This window comes from Kitasatospora nipponensis, from assembly GCF_039528135.1.
GTDB lineage: Bacteria > Actinomycetota > Actinomycetes > Streptomycetales > Streptomycetaceae > Kitasatospora > Kitasatospora nipponensis.
In genome coordinates this window covers 1-19,661 of record NZ_BAAALF010000032.1, presented here as the reverse complement: position 1 = coordinate 19,661, position 19,661 = coordinate 1, and the positions used below count along the sequence as shown (strand labels likewise).

Here is a 19,661-nt window from a genome sequence, read left to right as displayed (position 1 = left end):
CACTCCCCCGGGGGAGGGAGTCGAAGATCGTCCATCGGCCTGGCGACACGTCAGGTGCCGCTCCGTAGAGTCGTCGGCATGCGACAGGTGACACGAGCCCTGCTGGGGCGCCGGGCACGACTGCGCTGGGTGCACCTGGTACTCGGCGGGGCGCTGCTCATGCCGTTCTGGATGCTCGCGCTGGTGGTGAGCGGTCTGCTGGTGCCGGGGTCCGACCAGGTCGGCCTGGCAGCGGTGGAGCGGCAGTTCCTGGCGCTCGCGCTCGCCCTGCCGATGGCCTGGGTGGTCGCCCTGCTGCCGGGCTGCCGAACGCTGGTCACGCCGGCGGCCCGAGCGCTGGGCACCGCCCCCCTCGGCGAGCCGGCTCCCGGGCCGGCCGTCTCCTGGGCCTCCCGCCGGCGCACCGCGCACTGGTTCGCCCTGCACCTGCTGCTCGGCGGCGTCGTCAGCGGGATGTCACTCGCCAGCCCGCCCGCGATCGTGGTGCTCGTCGTGATGCCGCGCTCGACGACACAGGCCCCCGGGTTCGGCTGGGTCCGGCGGGCCGACGGGTGGCACGCGCTGGTGCCCGCTGCCGCGGGTCTGGCGCTGCTGCTCCTGCTGCTCGCCACGAACGCCGGTGCCGGGGCGTTGCTCGCCCGCTGCACCCCGCTGCTGCTCGGCCCGACGCCGGCCGAGCGGCTCGCCGCGGCCGAGGAGCGCGCCTTGGTGCTGGCCCAGCGCAACCGGATCGCGCGCGAACTGCACGACTCGGTCGGCCATGCGCTGAGCGCCGTGTCGGTCCAGGCCGCGGCGGCCGCCCGGGTGCTGCGCAGCAACCCGGACTTCGCGGCCGAGGCACTCGGGGCGATCGAGGAGGTGGCCCGCGCCGCGGTCGCCGAACTCGACACCGTGCTCGGGGTGCTGCGCGAGGAGGGCGAACCGATGGGCCACCACCCCGATGGTCACGGGCCGACGCTGGCCGAGCTGGATCCCCTGCTGCGCCAACTGGGCCTGGCCGGGCTGCCGGTCCGGACGCACCGCGGCGCGGGCCTGGCCGACCTGCCGGCGCCGCTGTCGCGCGAGGCGTACCGGATCGTGCAGGAGGGGCTGACCAACGTTCTGCGGCACGCGGGCCCGGTGCCGGCGGTGCTACGGCTGGAGCTACGGGAAGGACGACTGGAGATGGAGCTGACCAACCCGATCGGTGCCGGGCGCCCGAGCCGCCCCGGCGGCGGGCGCGGGCTGCGCGGGCTGGCCGAGCGGGCCACCGCGCTGCACGGCGGTGTCGAGAGCGGCCGGACGGCGGACGGCGACGGCTGGCGCCTGGCCGCCTGGCTGCCGCTCACCCCCGGCGCGCGGTCCGCCTGCGCCCGGCCCATCACCGCACCGACTACCACCGCCCAACCCACCACCGCCCAACCCATCACCTCCCGCTCCGCCGCCCCGACGCGCAGGGCAGGTGCCGCATGAGCGGGCAGCCGGGCGCGCCGATCCGGGTGGTGATCGCCGACGACGAGCGGTTGGTGCGCATCGGCCTGCGGGTGGTGCTCGACGCCGAGCCCGACCTCAGCGTGGTCGGCGAGGCCGCGGACGGCGCCGAGGTGCTGCCGCTGGTCCGCGCGCAGCGCCCCGACGTGGTGCTGATGGACGTCCGGATGCCACAGGTCGACGGGATCCGGGCCACCGAGCAGTTGCTCGCCGAGCTGCCCGAGCCGCCGCGGGTCCTGGTGGTGACCACGTTCGAGAACGACGACTACGTCTACCAGGCGCTGCGCGCGGGGGCGGCCGGGTTCCTGCTCAAACGGGCCCGGGCCGAGGAGCTGGTGCAGGCGGTGCGGCTGGTGGCGCGCGGGGAGTCACTGCTCTTCCCCGCGGCGATCCGCGAGCTGGCCGCCCACCGGCCGCCGACCCGGGACCCGGCGGCCGACCCGGTGCACCGGCTGACGGACCGGGAGGGCCAGGTGCTACGGCTGATGGCGGTCGGGCTCAGCAACGGCGAGATCGCCACCGAGCTGACGGTCAGCCCTGAGACGATCAAGACGCACGTCGGCTCGGTCCTCGCGAAACTCGGCGCGCGGGACCGCACACAGGCCGTGATCAGGGCATACGAGTCGGGGTTCGTGGTGCCGGGCTGAGCCCGCTCGACTCTCACCCGCAGGCTACTCGCGGGTAGAGTACGGCGACCACCCGCACGACGAACCTGGTGACCGCATGAACGTCTGGACCCGCCCCGCACTCTGGTGGCGCCTGGCCATCGCGGTCTTCGCCGGCCTCGGCCTGGTCACCGGTACCGGCTCGCTGGTGTACTTCACCGTCGAGAGCAACGTCATCGTGCTGGGCTACTTCGCCGGCGCGGTCTACTGGATGGTCCGGCGCGGCACCGTCCAGGCGCCGGCGCCCCGGCTGCGCGGGGCGGCCACGCTCTACATCCTGATCACCGGACTGGTCGCGCACATCCTGCTGAACCACGGCGCGAACCCGCTCCCCGGCCTGGTCTCGGGCCCGAGCGCGGACCGGCTGCAGAACTGGTCCTCGTTCTTCCTGCACTACGTGACGCCGGTGATGGTGGTGCTGGACTGGCTCTGCCTCAAGCCGCGCAACGCCTCGCGCTGGCGCGACCTGCCGCTCTGGCTGGCCTTCCCGCTCGGCTACGCGGCGGTCACCATGGCCCGGGCCGCCCTCTTCCCCGGCTTCCCGAACAAGTACCCGTACTTCTTCTTCGACCCGAGCGGTCACGGCTACGGCTACGTCTGGCTGCAGATCGCGCAGCTGACCGTGGAGTTCGTCGTGCTGGGCGCCACCGTGATCGGCCTGGACCGCCTCGGCAGCGCGGTGCGGGCCCGCTTCGGCGCGGCGCACGACACCCCGGCCCAGGACACCCCGGCCCACGACACCCCCGCGAACGCTGCGGCCCACGCCACCGCGAGCGCGGCAGCGCACCGCACGCAGGCCTGACGTCGGGTCAGATCCGCCAGTCGCGGATCCGGTCGGCCGCCGCGAAGATGTCCGCCTTCGCGTCGGCCACGTCCCGGGCCAGCTCGACCAGCGCGCCGTACGGCGGGTCGATGCCCTCCTTGGCGGCGTGCATGTAGGCGGCGGTCGCCATGCAGGCGTACAGGTTGTTGCGCACCGGCAGCGGGCGCAGCAGCACGATGGTGTGCATCAGCGCGGCGGCGCACCAGGAGGGGTCGGCGTCGTGCCCCAGCTGCGCGGTGTTGACCCGGTGGCGGGCCACCGCGGCCTGCAGCGCCGAGTAGTCGCGCACGCTGAGGTCCTCGGGCGAGGCCTGCTCCTGGACGTCGAGGAGCCAGCGGATGTCGACGTGCAGGATCATCAGGCCGCACTGCGCTTCGCGGCGGGCGTGTCCTCCGGGAAGGCGGCGTCGAACTCCTCGAGGTGCGCGTTCCAGAACGCCACCGCGTGGTTGACGAACGTCCGGCGCTGCTGCTCGCGCACGCTGAGGTCGTGCACGTAGGCCTTCACGCTCTTGCCGTCCGCCGCCGCGGCCTCACGGATCGCGGCCAGTTCGGTCTCCGTGTACTCGATGTTGAGAGCTGGCATGCCGCTCAGGGTACCGGACAGGTACCGACCCCGGACAGCGTCCGAAAACAATCGCCGAGGCCGTGCAACATCGCCGGCGCCCCACGGCGTTAGGCAGGCATGGACCACTCCTCGACGACCGACCCGGCGTCACCAGGCCCACTGGACTTCCTGGACTTCTCCGCAGCACGGGCAGGGCACCTCTACAAGACCGCCTACCTGCTGACCGGTGGTGACGCACATCTCGCCGAGGACCTGGTGCAGGAGGCGCTGAGTCGGATGTACGTCCGCTGGCACCGCCTCTCCCGACTGGAGAACCCGGCCGGCTACGCCCAGACGGTCCTGGTCAACACCTTCCTGTCGATGCGCCGCAAGCGCAGCAACACCGAGCGGGTCACCCACGAGTTCCCCGAGATAGCCGTCACCGACACGGATCCCACCCTGCGGGTGACGATGCTGCAGGCCCTGCAGCAGGTCTCCCCGCAGGACCGTGCCGTGCTGGTCCTGCGGTTCTGGGAGGACCGCAGCGTAGAGGAAACCGCCACCGCACTGCATCTGAGCGCCACGGCCGTGCGCTCGCGCAGCCATCGCGCGCTGGCACGGATGAGGGTGTTGCTCGGCGAGAGCTTCGCCGAGCGACTGTCGTGCTGAACGCCCCCGCGGACGACGGGGCTCCCCCGCCCCAGCCGCCCCTCATCACCTCCCCACCGACGCAGTTCGAGAAAGCGGAGCACTCTCCCATGCCCTTCGAAGACGACTTCGCGCGCGTCCTGCAGGAGACGGCCGACGTGACCCCTCCCGCGGGCGCCGCGGCCCTGGCCGCCGGTGCGGCCCAGCGCGGACGTCGACGCCGCCGGCGCAACGTCCTGGCCGGCGCGGCCGCGTTCGCCCTGGTCCTGGGCGGCGGGGCGACGGTGGCCGCCCGGTGGGGTCCGCAGCACGTGAGCGATCGGGTGGCCGCCAACGACTCCACCCCGGCCCTGCCCACGCCCAGCCCCGCCGCCTCCTCCCCCGGCGCCGCGGCCTCCCCCTCCGCGACCCCGGACGCCGCCCCCTCCTCGGCCCCGCCGGTCTCCGGCGACAGCCTGCTCGCACTGCTCACCGGCCACCTGGCAGGTTGGCAGACCAGCAATCCGATGAGCCGCGGCACCGAGACGGCCACCGGCTACGGCGGCGGCCCGTACGCGCAGTTCACCGTCACGGACGGCGAGGGCGAGGGCTCCGTCGCGGTCGACATCGGCCGCCAGCCGCTCCCCCTGGCCGTCGACGCGGACTGGATGAACTGCCCCGACCCCACCTACCAGCCCTACACCAAGTGCTCCCGCAGGCAGCAGCCCGACGGCTCCTACCTGCTGGTGCGGCAGGGCTTCCTCAACCCGGACAACGCCCACGGCTACCAGCAGTGGTCCGCGGAGTTGTTCCGGCCCGACGGGCTGACCGTCACCGTCGTCGAGTACAACATGCCCGGTCCGACCACCTACACGCTCAGCCGCAGCGAACCCCCGCTCAGCCCCGAGCAGATGACCGCGATCGCCACCGATCCCGCCTGGCTGGCGGCGGCCAGGGCCGTGCCGGCACCTCCCGCCCTGCCGGCCGGGGGGAACCCGATGGGGCTCGGCTTCCGCCAGGCGTCGATCCAGAGCCTGCTCGCCACCGCCGCGCCGCTGCTGCCCAACGGCCTCACCGAGGCCGACCAGGGCGGCACCGACGGCACCGCCCACTTCACGGTGGACGACGGCCACGGCAAGAGCCTCTTCGAGGTCACCGTCCAGGACTGGAGCATCTTCAAGGAGGGCACCAGCAGCGGCGCCGACATCACCGACTCGTTCAAGGACGCCACCGTGCTGCCGGACGGCAGCCGGGTGATGACCTACAGCGAGTCGGACTGGGCCAACCACCCGGGCATCGTGCGCAACGGGGTCGACCTGCTGCGTCCGGACCACCTGCGGGTGCTGGTGCACTCCTTCAACGGACCCTCGCCCATGCTGACGAAGACCCGTACCAAGCCCGTCCTGACCCTGGAGCAGTTGCAGGCGATCGCCGACAGCCCGACCTGGGAGGGCATCGCCAAGTAGCCCACCCGCCCCGGCCGGACCGCCGGGAGAACACCCCGAACCGGCTCTCGCCCGGGCCTCCCGCACAGGGGACGGGAGGCCCGGGTGAGAGCTCACCCCACCGTGGCCGGTCGCCCGGCCCTACATCGGATCCACCGCCCTCAGCCCGTTCTCGTCCAGGTGCAGCCAGCGGGTCAGCCCGAGGCCGCGCAGGAACGGCAGGTCGTGGCTGACCACCACCAGCGCGCCCCGGTAGGACTCCAGCGCCTCGGTGAGCTGGCGCATGCTCGCCAGGTCGAGGTTGTTGGTCGGTTCGTCCAGCAGCAGCAGCTGCGGTGGCGGGTCGGCCAGCAGCAGCGCGGCCAGCGTCGCGCGGAACCGCTCACCGCCGGAGAGCGTGCCGGCCCGCTGGTCGGCCCGCCCGCCGCGGAAGAGGAACCGGGCCAGCCGGGCCCGCGCCGTGTTGTCGCCGACCGTGGGAGCCAGCGCCCGGACGTTCTCCACCACGCTCAGCGCGTCGTCCAGCAGGTCGAGCCGCTGCGGGAGGTGGCCGATCGGCACCGGCGTCTCGATCCCGCCCGACAGCGGCCGCAGCTGCCCGGCGATGGTTCGCAGCAGGGTGGACTTGCCGGCGCCGTTGGCACCCACCAGGGCGATCCGCTCGGGACCGCGCAGCTCCAGCCGCACGCTCGCCCCGAACGGCGGGCGGACGTCGTCGAGGACCAGGACCGTGCGCCCGGCCGGGACCTCGGTGCGCGGCAGGTCGATGCGGATCTCCGCGTCGTCGCGCACCGCCTCCTCCGCCGTGGTCAGCCGCTCGCGCGCCTCGGCCAGCCGGTCGGTGTGCAGGCCGCGCACCCGCCCGGCGGTCACCTCGGCCCGGCGCTTGAGGGCACCGGCGATGATCTTCGGGTCGTTGCGGGTGACGGACCGCTTCTTGCCGTAGACCGCGCTGCGCTCCAGCCGGACGTTGGCCTCGATCAGGTCCCGTTTCTGGCGCTGGACGTCGGCCTCGGCCGCGCGCACCAGCCGCTCGGCCGTCTCCTGCTCGGCGGCCAGCGCCCGCTCGTAGGCGGCGTAGTTGCCGCCGTACCAGGTCACGCCGCCGTCCCGCAGGTCGGCGATCTGGTCGACGTGCTCGAGCAGTTCGCGGTCGTGGCTGACCACCACCAGCACTCCGGTCCAGCTCGCCACGGCCTCGTACAGCCGGGCCCGGGCGGCCCGGTCCAGGTTGTTGGTCGGCTCGTCCAGCAGCAGCACCTCGGGGCGTTCCAGCAGCAGCGCAGCCAGCCGCAGCAGCACCGCCTCGCCGCCGGAGAGGTCGCCGGTGGCGCGGTCCAGGTCGAGCCGGGCCAGACCCAGGCGGTCGAGGGTGGCGCGGGCGCGCTCCTCGACGTCCCAGTCGTCACCGAGCACGGCGAAGTGCCGCTCGGCGACGTCCCCGGACTCGATGGCGTGCAGCGCCTCGCGCTGCGCGCGGATGCCGAGCGCCTCGTCGACCCGCAGGGCGCAGTCGAGCGCGAGGTCCTGCGGCAGGTAGCCGACCTCGCCGCCGATCCGGATGCTGCCGCCGACCGGGGTGAGGTCGCCCGCCAACAGCCGCAGCAGGGTGGACTTGCCGGCGCCGTTGAGCCCGATCAGGCCGGTGCGGCCGGGGCCCACCGCGAGGTGGAAGCGGTCCAGGACGGGCTTGCCGTCGGGCCATTCGAAGGTCAGGTCGGTGCAGAGGATGACGGGGGACGTCGGTGCCATGGTGGCCTCCTGCGGGTTGCTCGTGGAAAGGGGGCAACACGGGAGACACCGCGACGGCAGCGGTCGACGAGGGGCGGAACGGAAGGCTCCACACCGAGGTCGGACAGCACACTCCAGATCCGCGCGAGTGGTCAGCGCGGGAGCGGTGTCTCAGGACCTCAGTAGAGCAACGGCCTTCTCCTGTTCGGGTGAACCAACGGGATCCACCGTACGAGGGCCCCGCCCGGCCCGGCAACGCATTATTCGGGGCGGCGGAGCGGGACCTTTAGGATCGGACCCATCATGAGTGCCACTCTCGTAACCAAGGACCTGAGCGCCGGCCACGGCGACCGCACCCTCTTCGCCGGGCTGGACCTGGTCGTCGCCCCGGGTGAGGTGACCGGGCTGGTCGGCGTGAACGGCGCCGGCAAGTCGACCCTGCTGCGGCTGCTGGCCGGCCTGGACCAGCCGGAGGGCGGCTCGATCACGCTCAGCCCGCCCACCGCGACCGTCGGCCACCTGCCGCAGGAGCCCGAGCGCCGCCCGGGCGAGTCGGTGCGCGACTTCCTGGCCCGGCGCACCGGGGTGAGCGCCGCGCAGAGCGCGCTGGACGAGGCCACCGAGGGCCTGGTCGAGGGCCGGCCCGGCGCCGACGACGCCTACGCCGACAGCCTGGACCGCTGGCTCAACCTGGGCGGCGCCGACCTGGACGAGCGCGCCGAGGAGGTGGCCGGCTCGCTGGGCCTGACGGTGAGCCTCGACCAGCCGATGACCTCGCTCTCCGGCGGCCAGGCCGCCCGCGCGGGCCTGGCCTCGCTGCTGCTGTCGCGCTACGACGTCTTCCTGCTGGACGAGCCCACCAACGACCTGGACCTGGACGGCCTGGACCGGCTGGAGGACTTCGTCAAGGGCCTGCGCGCCGCCACCGTGCTGATCAGCCACGACCGCGAGTTCCTGGCCCGCACGGTGACCCGGGTGCTGGAGCTGGACCTGGCCCAGCAGCAGGTCAACCTCTACGGCGGCGGCTACGACTCCTACCTGGAGGAGCGCGCCCGCTCCCGCCGGCACGCCCGCGAGGAGTACGAGGAGTACGCCGACACCAGGGCCGGCCTGGAGGCCCGCTCCCGGATGCAGAAGGGCTGGGCGGACAAGGGCGTGCGCAACGCCCTGAAGAAGAACCCGGACAGCGACAAGATGCGCAAGGCGGCGGCGACCTCCTCCTCGGAGAAGCAGGCCGCCAAGGCCAAGCAGACCCAGCGCATGATCGAGCGCCTGGAGGTGGTCGAGGAGCCCCGCAAGGAGTGGGAGCTCAAGATGGAGATCGCCACCGCCCCGCGCTCGGGCTCCGTGGTCGCCACGCTGCGCCAGGCCGAGGTGCGGCGTGGGGAGTTCGCCTTCGGGCCGGTGGACCTGCAGATCGACTGGGCGGACCGGGTGGCGATCACCGGGGCCAACGGCGCCGGCAAGTCCACCCTGCTGGCGGCCCTGTTGGGCCGGCTGCCGCTCGACTCGGGCCAGGCGGCGCTCGGTTCGGGCGTGGTGATCGGCGAGGTGGACCAGGCCCGCGGGCTCTTCTTCGGTGACGAGGCGCTGCTGTCGGCGTTCGGTGCCGCGGTGCCCGACCTCACGCCGGCCGATGTCCGCACCCTGCTGGCCAAGTTCGGGCTCAAGGCGGCGCACGTGCTGCGCCCGGCCGACACCCTCTCGCCCGGCGAGCGGACCCGGGCGGCGCTGGCGCTGCTGCAGGCGCGCGGGGTGAACCTGCTGGTGCTGGACGAGCCCACCAACCACCTGGACCTGGTCGCCATCGAGCAGTTGGAGTCCGCGCTCGCCTCGTACACCGGGACCCTGCTGCTGGTCACCCACGACCGGCGGATGCTGGAGGCGGTCTCGGTGAACCGGCGGATCGCGGTGGCGGGCGGCCGGGTCACCGAGGCCTGAGCACGCGCGCGGGGTCACGGCCGGGGCCACCCGCGCCGTGCCCCCGGCCGCGGGCCGGCATTGGTCTGAACCACCCTCTTCCCTCCACGGCCCGTCATGTGCTGTGCTGTCGGCCATGGTTGACAGCACAGCAGCCGCGACGGACCACCCAACCGTCCCGCTGCAGCCGATGACGGTGCCCGCCCAGGAGGCCGAGGCCCGCTGCAGGAGCTTCCACGACGTGATGGCCCGGCGCCGGACCGTCCGCGACTACGACCGGCGCCCGGTCCCCGACGGGGTGATCGACTGGGCGATCCGCACCGCCGCCACCGCGCCCAGCGGCGCGCACGTGCAGCCCTGGCGCTTCGTGGTGATCACCGACCCGGAGCGCAAGCGCCGGCTGCGCGAGGCGGCCGAGGCCGAGGAGCGCGAGTTCTACGCCCACCGCGCCTCCCCCGAGTGGCTGGCGGCACTCGCCCCGATCGGCACCGACTGGCACAAGCCGTTCCTGGAGGACGCGCCGGCCGTGATCGTGGTCTTCGAGGTGCACAAGGGCCCGCACACGCCGCGCCCCTACTACACCAAGGAGTCGGTGGGGATCGCGGTGGGCCTGCTGCTCGCCGCCCTGCACCAGGCGGGCCTGGCCACCCTGACCCACACGCCCAGCCCGATGAAGTTCCTCAACGAGGTCTGCGAGCGCCCGGCCGAGGAGCGGGCGGCGTACGTGATCCCGGTCGGCTACCCGGCCGACGGGGCGAGCGTGCCCGACCTGCGCCGCAAGGAGCTGACCGAGGTGCTGGTCCGGCTCTGAGCCGGCCGACCCCGACGGTCGGTCACCACCAACCGGTCACCACTGGGTCGGTCACCACCGGCCGGACGGCAAAACTGCCTGGTCAGCGGTGCGGGCGGACTGTCATCATACTTGTCATGAACGACATCACCCAGGAGCCCGTCGCCCCGCCGCTGACCACCGGGCGGCCCCCCGAGCTGCTCACCCTCCCGGACGGGATCGTGCTGCGCCGCCGCACGCTCGAGGACGCGCGGGCGGTCAACGAGGCCGTGGCGCGCAACCTCGAGCATCTGCGGCCCTGGATGGCCTGGGCGGTCTCGGTGCCCACCCTCGCCCACAGCACCGAGATGACCCGGCAGGGCTGGCAACTCTGGGAGGACGGCACCGACTTCATGTTCGTGCTCGGCCGCGCCGACGAACCCGGCAGCGTGCTGGGCATGTTCGGGCTGCACGGGCGGATCGGCCCCGGCGCCTTCGAGATCGGCTACTGGGTGGACGTCGCGCACACCGGCCGCTCGCTGGCCACCAACGGCGCCGCCGCGCTGACCGAGGCGGCCCTGGCGCTGCCCGGCATCAGCCGCACCGAGATCCGCTGCGACCAGGCGAACGCGGCGAGCGCCGCCGTCCCGCGCAAGCTCGGCTACCGGCTCGACCGGGTGGTGGACGCCGAGCGCACCAGCCCCGCGGAGACCGGGCGCAAGCAGATCTGGATCCGCGAGGCGGCGGACCGCGGCTGACCACGGCGGGCCGCGGTGGGCCGGGCGGGACGCAGACCCGGCGGGGCGCAGGGACGGGCGCCGGGACGGCCGCCCGTCCCGCGGCAGCGAACCTTAAGTCGCCCGTAACGCGCAACCGGTGCCTTGACGTGCCCAGTTGGTCTAGTCCATTTTTGGCGTAGCACTTCGCGCCACCCGTTCCGGACCACCGCACACCCCCGCCCCGCGCGCCCCCACACTCGCGCCGGGCGGTGGCTCCTCACGTCCCGAAAGGCACCCCCATGCCACGCGCGCTCCACCGCCAGGCCTCCTCGCGCCGGGCCAAGCTCCTCTCGCTGGGCTGCGCCGCCCTGCTCGCGACCGGCACGCTCACCGCACTCGCCGCCGGAGCCGACGCCGCGGACGGCAACCTGCTGGCGAACCCCGGCTTCGAGAGCGGGCTCGGCCCGTGGACCTGTACCGGCTCCGCCGGGTCCGTGGTCACCAGCCCCGTCCACGGCGGCACGCACGCGCTGCAGGGCGCCGCGAGCGCCGGCGACACCGCCCAGTGCACGCAGACCGTCGCCGTCCAGCCCAACACCAGCTACACGCTGAGCGCCTGGGTGCAGGGCCACTACGTCTACCTGGGTGCCACCGGCGCGGGCGTCACCGACCCGGCGCGCTGGACGCCCGGCGGCTCCACCTGGACCCAGCTGAGCGGCGGCTTCACCACCGGCGCGAACACCACCAGCGTGACCGTCTACCTGCACGGCTGGTACGGCCAGGGCTCCTACCTGGCGGACGACGTGGTGCTCAGCGGCCCCGGCGGCACGCCGACCCCGCCGAGCACCCCGCCCGCCACGACCCCGCCGGTCACCGCACCGCCCACCACCACGCCCCCGACCAGCACCCCGCCCACCACCGCACCGCCCACCACCACCCCGCCGAAGGTGGCCGTGCCGGTGGCGCCGTACGTGGACATGGGCGCCTGGCCGACCCCCTCGCTGACCGCCGACGCGGCCGGCAGCGGCATCCGCTCCTTCACCCTCGCCTTCGTCACCAGCGTGGGCTGCAAGGCCAGTTGGTTCAACGCCTACGACCCGCGGGCGGCCTGGGCCAAGGACCAGATCGACGCGGTGCGGGCGGCCGGCGGTGACGTCAAGGTCTCCTTCGGTGGCGCCTCCGGTACCGAACTCGCCGCCGCCTGCGGCACGGTGGACTCGCTCTTCGCCGAGTACGACGCGGTGGTCAGCGCCTACGGCCTGACCTACGTGGACTTCGACATCGAGGGCGCGGCGGTCTCCGACACGGCCGCCAACGACCGCCGGTCGGCCGCCCTCGCCCGGCTGCAGAAGGCCCACCCCGGCCTGAAGGTCTCGCTCACCCTGCCGGTGCTGCCCGAGGGCCTGACCGCGGAGGGCGTGGCCATCGTGCGTTCGGCGATCACCGCCGGGGTCGACCTCGACCTGGTCAACGTGATGGCCATGGACTACGGCCGGGCCGGCACCAACTACGGTGACGCCGCCGTACAGGCCGCGCAGAGCACCCACGACCAGCTCAAGGCGCTCTACCCCGGCAAGAGCGACGCCCAGCTCTGGGCCGCCGTCGGCCTCACCCCGATGATCGGCGAGAACGACGACCACAACGTCTTCGACCAGGCCGCCGCCCAGCAGGTGGTCACCTTCGCCCAGCAGCACCACCTCGGCGAGCTGGCGTTCTGGGAGCTGAGCCGGGACGCCAACGCCTGCACCGGCGGCGCGCTCTACAAGTGCACCAACGTGGCGCAGCAGCCCTTCGACTTCTCGAAGATCTTCGCGAAGTACACCGGCTGACGCCCGATCACCACCGGCACACGCCCGGGGCCGGCCCGTCACCGACGGACCGGCCCCGGGCCGCTCAACGCCCCAGCCCCGCCAGGTAGTCCAGCACCGGGCCGGCCCCGCCCGCGGCCGGCGCGATCAGGGCCACGTGGTGGTCCGGGCGCACCAGCACCAGCGCGTCCGCTCCCAGGCCGTAGCCGCGCCGCACGGAACCGTCCGGGTCCAGCAGCTCACGGTCCACCCCGCCCACGGCCCGGACCCCGACCGCGCCGGCCGCACCGACCGCCACCGTGCGCACCAGCTCACCACGGGCCGCCCCGACCTCGCGCAGCGCGGACCCGGCGCCCGGCCCGAAGCCGAGCAGCGTGAAGCGCGGCCCGGTGAAGTGCCCGAAGAGTCGGGTCGGCCAGCCCCCGCGCGCCTCGACGCACGGTGCGTCGGGCGCCCGGTCGCCCGGCCGCAGCGCCGCGTTGCCCTCCCCCACCGCCAGTGAACTGCCGCGGTAGTCCCGCCCGGTGGCCGGGCCCAAGCCCGCCTCGGTGCCCTGGCCCGGCCGGCGGACCGCCGCGAGTGCGCGTTCCAGGCGCTCGCTGGTGACCGCCAGGGTGGCCGCGGCCACCGGCAGCCGCTCCTCCTGGTAGCTGTCCAGCAGCGCGGGCCCAGCCTGTCCGCCGATCACCAGGGCCAGCTTCCAGCCCAGGTTGAAGGCGTCCTGGATCCCGGTGTTCATGCCGAGGCCGCCCGCGATGGGGTGCACGTGCGCGGCGTCCCCCGCCAGCAGCACCCGGCCCACCCGCAGCCGGTCGACCATCCGCACGTTGACCCGCCAGGAGGAGATCCAGCCCCCGTCGCCCAGGACCAGGCCCGGGACCCGCGCGTGCCGGTCCAGCAGCCGCTGGAAGCCGGCCAGCGAGGGCGGCAACGGCCGCCCCTCGTGGTCGAGTTCGGGCGAGGCCTGGAACTGGAAGAGGTCACCGCCCGGTAGCGGGCAGAGCAGCACCCCGCCGTCCGCGGTGTACCACTGGTGCCAGAAGTCACGGCTGAGGCCCGGCGCGGTCACATCGCCGCAGACCATCGACTCCACGGCGGCGCCGTACCCCTCGAAGGGCAGCGCGAGCAGCCCGCGCACCGTGCTGCGGCCGCCGTCGCAGCCGACCAGGTAGCGCGCCTCGATCCGCCGCCCGTCGGCGAGTTCGGCGCCCACACCGTGCGGGCCCTCGACCAGTCCGACCAGCTCGGCGCCGAGCTCGACCGCTCCGCCCAGCTCCGCCAGCCGCTCGCGCAGGACCTCCTCCACCTGCCACTGGCCGATCAGCAGGCCCTGCGCGAACACCGCGCCGGGCTCGGTCGCCCGGCCGGCCGCCGGGTCCGTGTCGGCGACCGGCGCACCGTCGAAGTACTTGCGCAGCACGGGTTCGGGCCCGCCGGCCGCGGTGATCCGGTCGGCCACCGCGAGGTCGGCCAGCACCTCCAGGCTGCGCGGCAGCAGCCCCTTGCCCCGGGACTCGCGGTGGTGCGCCGCGGCCCGCTCCACGACGCGCACCGCAACGCCGCGCCGGGCCAGGTCGCAGGCCAGCGTCAGGCCGGTCGGGCCGGCTCCCACGATCAACACATCGGTCATCTCGTACTCCCGGATCGTCCTGTGGTCCGCCCAGCGAAGCGGATCGGGGAGTGAAATGCAACCCAGTAACGAAATTAACCGGGTTAATCCACTTCTGCTACCCTGTCCCCATGGAGCAAGGACTGCGCGACCGCAAGAAGCGGCAGACCCGTCGGCAGCTCGCCGACACCGCCCTGCGGCTCTTCCTGGAGCACGGGTTCGACGCGGTGTCGGTCAACGACGTCGCCGCGGCCGCGCAGGTCTCCAAGCCCACGCTCTTCCGGTACTTCGCCAGCAAGGAGGACCTGCTGCTGGACCGGTTCGCCGACCACGAGGACGAGGCGGCCCGGATCGTCACCGCCCGCCCGGCCGGCCAGAGCCCGCTGCGGGCCCTGCACGAGCACTTCCGCACGGCCCTGCGCGCGTACGACCCGATCACCGGGCTCAACGACCACCCCGAGGTGCTGGCCTTCCAGGAGCTGCTCTTCGGCACGCCCAGCCTGGTCAGCCGGATGGCCCGGTACACCGAGCGCGAGGTCGAGCACCTCACCACGGCCCTGCGCCCCACCGCGGCCACCGACCTCGACGCCCGGCTGACCGCCCTGTACCTGGTGACCATCCGTCACGAGCTGGGCCGGGAGAACAACCGCCGGCTGGCCGCCGGCGCCACCGCGGCGGCCACCCTGGCCGAGGCACTCGCCGACGCCGACCGCGCCTTCGGCGCGCTCGCCACCGGACTGGACGCTCAGGAAGCCGCGAGCGGCTCCTGACCGAGCCGGTACTCGAAGGTGTAGGGCACCGTCGACTCGCCGTGCACCGCGACGAACCCGCCGGTGCCGCGCAGCCCGGTCAGCTCGCCGGTACCGGAGTTCTCGACCACCTCCAGCGTGCAGTGCACCGTGCCGTCCGCGCCGAAGGTGCCGCGCTCCTCCAGCACGAAGCCGCCGGTGCGCCCGTCCAGGCTGCCGCTGAACACCTGCAGGCCGTTGAAGACGCCGGTCTTCTCGGTGAGGTAGACCAGGCTGTAGGCACAGTCGGTGGCGCTCGCCTCGATCCCGCCGGTGAAGGCGTTCACGATGGTGGCGCGGGCCAGCCGCGGGCTCGCCTCCTGCGGGCTGATGCTGTCCTCCTGCCAGGTGGCGAAGGTGAAGTGGCCGGTGAGCTGCTGCGGGGACATGACGGTGTCGCCTCTCGATCGCGCGATCGACGGATGCTCCGGTCGACCGCTCCTGCGCCCGCCGGGGTACCTCCCGTGCGGCCTGGGACCAGCTTCGAGGTCGTACCTGACACCTTCTGTCAGGTACGACGCCGACAATGGACCCATGCGCGCCGACCGGCTCCTCGCCCTGCTCCTGCTGCTCCAGAACCGCGGCCTGATGACCGCCACCGAGCTCGCGGCCGAGCTGGAGGTCTCGGTGCGCACCGTCCACCGGGACGTCGAGGCGCTCGGCGCGGCCGGCGTCCCGGTGCGCGCCGAACGCGGCCCGGCCGGCGGCTTCCGGCTGATGGACGGCTATCGCACCCGGCTCACCGGGCTCACCGGCGCCGAGGCCGGCTCGCTCTTCCTGGCCGGCGTGCCCGGCCCGGCCCGCGAGCTGGGCCTGGGCGCCGAGCTGACCACCGCCCTGCTCAAGGTGCAGGCGGCGCTGCCCGCCCAGCTCGCCGAGCGCACCCGGCGCATCCAGGACCGCTTCCACCTGGACGCGCCGGGCTGGTTCCGCGACTCCGACCCGGTCCCGCTGCTGGGCCAGGTCGCCGAGGCGGTCTGGGAGCAGCGCCCGCTGCACGCGCACTACCGGCGCTGGAGCGGCGAGGTGCACCGTGAGCTGCGCCCGCTCGGCATCGTGCTCAAGGGCGGCATCTGGTACCTGGCCGCGATCGCGCAGGGCGCGGTGCGGACCTACCGGATCTCCCGCCTGCTCGCCCTGGAGACCGGGCAGGAGACCTTCGAGCGCCCGGCCGGCTTCGACCTGGCCGGCTACTGGGCCGACTCCACCCGCGCGTTGGAGGCCTCCGTACACACGTCGGCGGCCCGGCTGCGGCTCTCGCCACGCGGGCAGAAGCTGCTGCCGTTCCAGTTCGGCGCGGTCGGCGCGCGGGCCCTCGCCGAGGCCGGTGCGCCGGACGACGAGGGCTGGGTGGAGACCGAACTCCCGGTCGAGACCGAGCGCGTGGCCGTCCACGACCTGCTGCGGCTGGGCGCCGAGGCCGAGGTGCTGGGCCCGCCCGGGCTGCGTGCGGCCCTGGCGGAGACGGTGGCCACGCTGGCCCGGCGCTACGCCGCACCGGGCGAGACCGAGCCGGGGGACGCCTGAGCCGCCTCGGCGCCGCTACCGCGTGGGCCCGCTCTCCAGCCCCACGCGGGCGGCCCGTTCGGCGATCCGGGCCTGCCCGAAGTCCCAGAGACAGGCCAGCGACCGGTCCCCGCCGGTCGACCGGACCCGGATGTTGAGGTCGGAGAGGAACGCCGTCAGGTACGGCTGGCGCCCGCCCCAGCGCCGGGCGAACCAGTGGGCCAGGTCGGCGCGTTGCAACAGCTCGGCCACCGGCCGGGTGGCCACCACGACGGTGTCGCCGGGCACCGTGTCGAACCGCGCCCACCCGACCCCCTCCGGACTGCCGGGCAGCCGCAACGCCCGTGCCCCGGCAGCCGGTTCGAAGAGCGTCTGCCACTCCCAGCCGTCCTGTGCGGACCGCAGGCGCAGCACCACGCCGTCGCCCACCCCGAACGCCACGTGCCGACGGGACTCGCGGTCGCCCAGCTCGGAGAGCACCGCCAGCAGCGAGGTGTCGGCCTGCCCGCCCACCTCCGCCGCCCGGTCCGCCTGCTCCGCGCCGGCTCCCAACGCGACCAGCCGCACCGAGCGCGCCACCCCCTGGCAGGCCACCTTCAGCGTGCCGGCCAACTCGACGTCCGCACGCGGGTCGAACAGCCGCTCGCGCAGGGTCGGGGCGTAGTGGCCCAGTTGGAGGGCCAGCGCCCGGCAGGCCGCGGTCGCCGCGCTCTGGCTCAGCTCGCCGTCGGGCGCGCCCGCCGCGACCGAGCTGAGCAGGACCGGGGCACCGAAACCGTCCACCAGGCGCAGCAGCGCGCAGTCGCGCCGGTGCTCCTTCTCCTCGCGGTGCCGGTCCCCGCGCACCGAGGCCGCCCGCACCACCAGCGCGCCCAGGTCGGCGCCGTCGACCACGCTGTCCGCGGCGGTGTCCCGGCCCAGCGGAAGTTCGCGCGGGGCCGAGGGGTTGGCCGCGTCCTCCACCGGCGGGACCGACTCCGACAGCTCGTCCAGTCGCACCGCCAGCGCCCTGGCCTCGGCCACCGCCTGCTCGCGCTCGGCGCCCAGCAGGTCCACCCGCCGGCGCAGCTCGTCGAGTTCACCGTCGAGCGTGCCGAGCCGGCCGGCCGCCTCGGCGTGACCGGCCGCCTGCTCGGCCAACTGCCGTGCCGACCGGTCGGCCGCCGCCGCGGCCTGGTCGCGCTCGGCCGTCAACGCCGCCACGCTCCGTTGCAGGGCGTCGAGTTGACCGTCCGCGTCGGACCGGCCGGCGGCCAGCTCCTCGGCCCGCCGCCGCTCGGTGGTCAACTGCTGCTCCAGCCGCAGCAGGTAGCTGCGCGCCGCCAGTGCCTCCTGCTCGTCCGGACCGCTGCGCCGGGCCAACAGCGCCCGGTTCTCCCGGGTGACCGCGGCCTGCCGGACCGCGAGCAGCGCACAGACGGCGGCGACCAGCACGATCGCCACCACCAGGACCACGGTCATGATCTCTCCTCCTCGTGGGGTTCACCGGGGTGGACCGAGCGGTCCAACTGCCGTACCGCGCGCAGCGCGAGCGGGCCGGTCGCGAGCGCGTCCAGTCGCTGCCAGAGCACGGCCCGCGACGCGGGGTCCGCCGGCGGATCGAGGTCCGCCGCCGGGACGGGCCGCCCGCCCGGGTCGAGTGCCAGGCCGGCCTCGGCGGCCAGGCCCCGGGCGGCCAGCCGCAGCTCCTGCAGCGCGCAGCGCAGGCGGGCCCGGGTCAGCGCGGGCAGCAGTTCGGGGGCGTCCGCCAGGACCGGCAGCACGCTCCGCCGCCACAGCTCCGGCAGACCGCAGGCCGCCGGGCGGGAGCGCCGCCAGCCGAGCACCACCGCGTGCACCGGCAGTCCCGCCGGTCCGGGGTGGCCCGGGTGCCGTCGGTGCCAGCCCGCCACGGTGGCCAGGCCCGCGCCGGCCCAGTCGTCGGGCGCGTCGACCACGACCGTCGCCGTCGGCGGGTGCGCGGAGCCGAGGACGTCGAGTACCTCGGTCTGCGGCGCAGGGTCCGTGGCGGCGGGCAGGTCGGGGACGACGAGCAGCAGCAGGTGGCTGTCCACCGCCTCCCGCGAGCACTCCACCCGGACCGCCGCCGGACGCCCCACCGGGCCGGCCAGTTCGGCGTGCAGCCACGCCAGCAGTTCGCCGGCGCCCGCCGATCCGCACACCGCCACCCGCAGCGCGGGCAGCTCGCCGCGTGCGAGCGACTCGGCGTCGCGGCACAGCAGCTCGGTCAGCCCGCAGGACCGGGCCCACGGCAGCGCGGCCAGGGCCCGGACCGCGCGGGCGGTCGACGGCGCGACGGCCGCGCTCACCAGCGCCGGCTCTGCACGATCCGGCCCCGGAACTTCGGGTTCTGGCCGTCCGCGTGCTCGACCGCCGGGCGCAGCGGCGCGCGGACCATCCAGTGCACGACCGGCCCCGGCAGGTCCTCGCCCTCGATGCCGTCGCACCACGCGCGCAGCGAGTCGCTCTCCTCGTCACGGAACTCGCCCGGCTCCAGCGACCGGCGCCCGGCCTCGACCCCGAGCACCAGCAGCGGCTCGGCCACCGCCAGCCGCCAGTCCCACCACCAGCTGCCGTGCCGGGCCGGGCGCCGGTGGCAGACGCTGCCGAGGATCTCGTCCAGGTTCTGGGCCGACTCCAGCCGGGCCTCGACCGTCCCGGTGCCCAGCGCGGTCGCCAGCTGCCACAGGCCCTCGATGCCGAAGCTCCGGAAGTCGTGCGGCCCCAGGACCGTCCAGGTCGGGTACTCCAACTGCGGGTACCAGCCGAGCGCCAGGTCCACCCGCAGCAGGCGCACCGCCTGCTCCAGGCGCACCGCCCAGGGGCGCAGCTCGTTCCTGACCGCGGGCGTGGCCGGCACCTGGTCGAGGATCTCGCGCACCCGGCGGCTGCTGGGGCTCGGCTCGGTCTCCGGCTCGGCGGTGAGCGGCAGCGGGACGTCGAGCCGCTCCGGGTACACGCCGGGCAGCGCCGGGACCACCGTGTCCGGGCCGCACTCGGTCCGCTGACCCAGCCGGCGCTCGGCGGTATCGGCGAGCCGGCGAGCCCAGTGGTCGCGGTCGGCGGCGGGCAGGCGCAGCAGCGTCAGGTGCAGGTGGCGCCAGAGCCGGCTGACGTCGTCGCTCACCGCGGGGATGGCCTCCTGCGGGTGGAAGGCGTCCGCGTGCCGGGTGCGCAGCTCGCGGCCGAGCCGGGCCAGGGACTGGTGGAAGTCCTTGAGCCGCTTCTCCTGCCC

Annotated in this window: 19 protein-coding genes and 1 pseudogene; 11 read left to right on the top strand and 9 right to left on the bottom strand. The window is 74.6% G+C overall.

Annotated elements, in window-relative coordinates; genetic code table 11:
* Positions 1–78 precede the first annotated feature (78 nt).
* The 3 genes from ABD323_RS12095 (at position 79) to ABD323_RS12085 (ending at position 2,937) form a co-directional block, all read left to right on the top strand.
* Entirely contained in the window at positions 79–1,452 is a 1,374-nt protein-coding gene (locus ABD323_RS12095) for a sensor histidine kinase (RefSeq protein ID WP_344441375.1), read from the top strand.
* Positions 1,449–2,117 carry a response regulator transcription factor gene (locus ABD323_RS12090; protein WP_344441374.1) on the top strand — a complete coding sequence of 223 codons (669 nt, stop codon included), beginning with the start codon at positions 1,449–1,451 and terminating at the stop codon, positions 2,115–2,117. The genes ABD323_RS12095 and ABD323_RS12090 overlap by 4 nt, the downstream gene beginning before the upstream one ends.
* A gap of 76 nt (positions 2,118–2,193) precedes the next feature.
* A complete protein-coding gene (locus ABD323_RS12085; RefSeq protein WP_344441373.1) occupies positions 2,194–2,937 on the top strand; it encodes a Pr6Pr family membrane protein in 744 nt (247 codons plus the stop codon).
* Between the two features lie 7 nt (positions 2,938–2,944).
* Here ABD323_RS12085 and ABD323_RS12080 read toward each other — a convergent pair whose 3' ends face one another.
* Complete coding sequence (locus ABD323_RS12080; protein ID WP_344441372.1) at positions 2,945–3,316, bottom strand: toxin Doc; 372 nt, start codon at positions 3,314–3,316, stop codon at positions 2,945–2,947.
* Positions 3,316–3,543, bottom strand: a complete 228-nt coding sequence (locus tag ABD323_RS12075) for a hypothetical protein (RefSeq protein ID WP_035805211.1) — start codon at positions 3,541–3,543, stop codon at positions 3,316–3,318. The genes ABD323_RS12080 and ABD323_RS12075 overlap by 1 nt, the downstream gene beginning before the upstream one ends.
* A gap of 99 nt (positions 3,544–3,642) precedes the next feature.
* Between ABD323_RS12075 and ABD323_RS12070 the strand changes: the two genes are divergently transcribed.
* Together ABD323_RS12070 and ABD323_RS12065 are read left to right on the top strand one after the other, a co-directional pair.
* A complete protein-coding gene (locus ABD323_RS12070; RefSeq protein WP_344441371.1) occupies positions 3,643–4,173 on the top strand; it encodes a SigE family RNA polymerase sigma factor in 531 nt (176 codons plus the stop codon).
* A gap of 89 nt (positions 4,174–4,262) precedes the next feature.
* On the top strand, positions 4,263–5,597 hold the full coding sequence (locus tag ABD323_RS12065) for a hypothetical protein (protein ID WP_344441370.1): 1,335 nt from the start codon (positions 4,263–4,265) through the stop codon (positions 5,595–5,597).
* A 120-nt stretch (positions 5,598–5,717) separates the two neighbouring features.
* Here the strand turns inward: ABD323_RS12065 and ABD323_RS45985 are convergent, their stop codons facing one another.
* Positions 5,718–6,263 (bottom strand): ATP-binding cassette domain-containing protein, encoded by a 546-nt coding sequence (locus ABD323_RS45985; RefSeq protein WP_425555968.1) that lies wholly within the window; start codon positions 6,261–6,263, stop codon positions 5,718–5,720.
* A 465-nt stretch (positions 6,264–6,728) separates the two neighbouring features.
* Positions 6,729–7,244, bottom strand: a pseudogene (locus ABD323_RS45980) (ATP-binding cassette domain-containing protein); the annotation flags it as partial.
* Between the two features lie 366 nt (positions 7,245–7,610).
* On the opposite strand from ABD323_RS45980, the gene ABD323_RS12055 reads away from it, so the two are divergent.
* The 4 genes from ABD323_RS12055 to ABD323_RS12040 all read left to right on the top strand — a co-directional run bounded on the left by ABD323_RS12055 (position 7,611) and on the right by ABD323_RS12040 (position 12,544).
* Entirely contained in the window at positions 7,611–9,248 is a 1,638-nt protein-coding gene (locus tag ABD323_RS12055; protein ID WP_344441366.1) for an ABC-F family ATP-binding cassette domain-containing protein, read from the top strand.
* Between the two features lie 115 nt (positions 9,249–9,363).
* Positions 9,364–10,038, top strand: coding sequence for a nitroreductase family protein (locus ABD323_RS12050; RefSeq protein WP_344441365.1), 675 nt, complete (start codon positions 9,364–9,366; stop codon positions 10,036–10,038).
* 116 nt (positions 10,039–10,154) lie between these two features.
* On the top strand, positions 10,155–10,754 hold the full coding sequence (locus tag ABD323_RS12045) for a GNAT family N-acetyltransferase (protein ID WP_344441364.1): 600 nt from the start codon (positions 10,155–10,157) through the stop codon (positions 10,752–10,754).
* 260 nt (positions 10,755–11,014) lie between these two features.
* Complete coding sequence (locus ABD323_RS12040) at positions 11,015–12,544, top strand: carbohydrate binding domain-containing protein (protein WP_344441363.1); 1,530 nt, start codon at positions 11,015–11,017, stop codon at positions 12,542–12,544.
* A gap of 64 nt (positions 12,545–12,608) precedes the next feature.
* Here ABD323_RS12040 and ABD323_RS12035 read toward each other — a convergent pair whose 3' ends face one another.
* Positions 12,609–14,153 carry an FAD-dependent oxidoreductase gene (locus ABD323_RS12035; protein WP_344441362.1) on the bottom strand — a complete coding sequence of 515 codons (1,545 nt, stop codon included), beginning with the start codon at positions 14,151–14,153 and terminating at the stop codon, positions 12,609–12,611.
* Positions 14,154–14,263: 110 nt separating this feature from the next.
* Between ABD323_RS12035 and ABD323_RS12030 the strand changes: the two genes are divergently transcribed.
* The gene (locus ABD323_RS12030) at positions 14,264–14,902 is read left to right on the top strand and encodes a TetR/AcrR family transcriptional regulator (protein ID WP_344441361.1); all 639 of its coding nucleotides are present in this window, start codon (positions 14,264–14,266) and stop codon (positions 14,900–14,902) included.
* Here ABD323_RS12030 and ABD323_RS12025 read toward each other — a convergent pair.
* Positions 14,878–15,309 (bottom strand): DUF3224 domain-containing protein, encoded by a 432-nt coding sequence (locus ABD323_RS12025; RefSeq protein ID WP_344441360.1) that lies wholly within the window; start codon positions 15,307–15,309, stop codon positions 14,878–14,880. The genes ABD323_RS12030 and ABD323_RS12025 overlap by 25 nt on opposite strands.
* Positions 15,310–15,454: 145 nt before the next feature.
* Between ABD323_RS12025 and ABD323_RS12020 the strand changes: the two genes are divergently transcribed.
* On the top strand, positions 15,455–16,447 hold the full coding sequence (locus ABD323_RS12020; protein WP_344441359.1) for a helix-turn-helix transcriptional regulator: 993 nt from the start codon (positions 15,455–15,457) through the stop codon (positions 16,445–16,447).
* A 15-nt stretch (positions 16,448–16,462) separates the two neighbouring features.
* Here the strand turns inward: ABD323_RS12020 and ABD323_RS12015 are convergent, their stop codons facing one another.
* The 3 genes from ABD323_RS12015 to ABD323_RS12005 form a co-directional block, all read right to left on the bottom strand.
* Complete coding sequence (locus ABD323_RS12015; protein WP_344441357.1) at positions 16,463–17,887, bottom strand: hypothetical protein; 1,425 nt, start codon at positions 17,885–17,887, stop codon at positions 16,463–16,465.
* Complete coding sequence (locus tag ABD323_RS12010) at positions 17,884–18,735, bottom strand: hypothetical protein (protein ID WP_344441356.1); 852 nt, start codon at positions 18,733–18,735, stop codon at positions 17,884–17,886. Before ABD323_RS12010 ends, ABD323_RS12015 begins: the two co-directional genes overlap by 4 nt.
* Positions 18,732–19,661 (bottom strand): hypothetical protein (locus ABD323_RS12005; RefSeq protein ID WP_344441355.1); only part of this gene is annotated, 930 nt, incomplete at its 5' end. The genes ABD323_RS12005 and ABD323_RS12010, both read right to left, overlap by 4 nt.

Bases quoted from the DNA above. Each gene is read 5' to 3' on its own strand.
- ABD323_RS12095 (WP_344441375.1), top strand. From the start codon at position 79: ATGCGACAGGTGACACGAGCCCTGCTGGGGCGCCGGGCACGACTGCGC.
- ABD323_RS12090 (WP_344441374.1), top strand. From the start codon at position 1,449: ATGAGCGGGCAGCCGGGCGCGCCGATCCGGGTGGTGATCGCCGACGAC.
- ABD323_RS12085 (WP_344441373.1), top strand. From the start codon at position 2,194: ATGAACGTCTGGACCCGCCCCGCACTCTGGTGGCGCCTGGCCATCGCG.
- ABD323_RS12080 (WP_344441372.1), bottom strand. From the start codon at position 3,316: ATGATCCTGCACGTCGACATCCGCTGGCTCCTCGACGTCCAGGAGCAG.
- ABD323_RS12075 (WP_035805211.1), bottom strand. From the start codon at position 3,543: ATGCCAGCTCTCAACATCGAGTACACGGAGACCGAACTGGCCGCGATC.
- ABD323_RS12070 (WP_344441371.1), top strand. From the start codon at position 3,643: ATGGACCACTCCTCGACGACCGACCCGGCGTCACCAGGCCCACTGGAC.
- ABD323_RS12065 (WP_344441370.1), top strand. From the start codon at position 4,263: ATGCCCTTCGAAGACGACTTCGCGCGCGTCCTGCAGGAGACGGCCGAC.
- ABD323_RS12055 (WP_344441366.1), top strand. From the start codon at position 7,611: ATGAGTGCCACTCTCGTAACCAAGGACCTGAGCGCCGGCCACGGCGAC.
- ABD323_RS12050 (WP_344441365.1), top strand. From the start codon at position 9,364: ATGGTTGACAGCACAGCAGCCGCGACGGACCACCCAACCGTCCCGCTG.
- ABD323_RS12045 (WP_344441364.1), top strand. From the start codon at position 10,155: ATGAACGACATCACCCAGGAGCCCGTCGCCCCGCCGCTGACCACCGGG.
- ABD323_RS12040 (WP_344441363.1), top strand. From the start codon at position 11,015: ATGCCACGCGCGCTCCACCGCCAGGCCTCCTCGCGCCGGGCCAAGCTC.
- ABD323_RS12035 (WP_344441362.1), bottom strand. From the start codon at position 14,153: ATGACCGATGTGTTGATCGTGGGAGCCGGCCCGACCGGCCTGACGCTG.
- ABD323_RS12030 (WP_344441361.1), top strand. From the start codon at position 14,264: ATGGAGCAAGGACTGCGCGACCGCAAGAAGCGGCAGACCCGTCGGCAG.
- ABD323_RS12025 (WP_344441360.1), bottom strand. From the start codon at position 15,309: ATGTCCCCGCAGCAGCTCACCGGCCACTTCACCTTCGCCACCTGGCAG.
- ABD323_RS12020 (WP_344441359.1), top strand. From the start codon at position 15,455: ATGCGCGCCGACCGGCTCCTCGCCCTGCTCCTGCTGCTCCAGAACCGC.
- ABD323_RS12015 (WP_344441357.1), bottom strand. From the start codon at position 17,887: ATGACCGTGGTCCTGGTGGTGGCGATCGTGCTGGTCGCCGCCGTCTGT.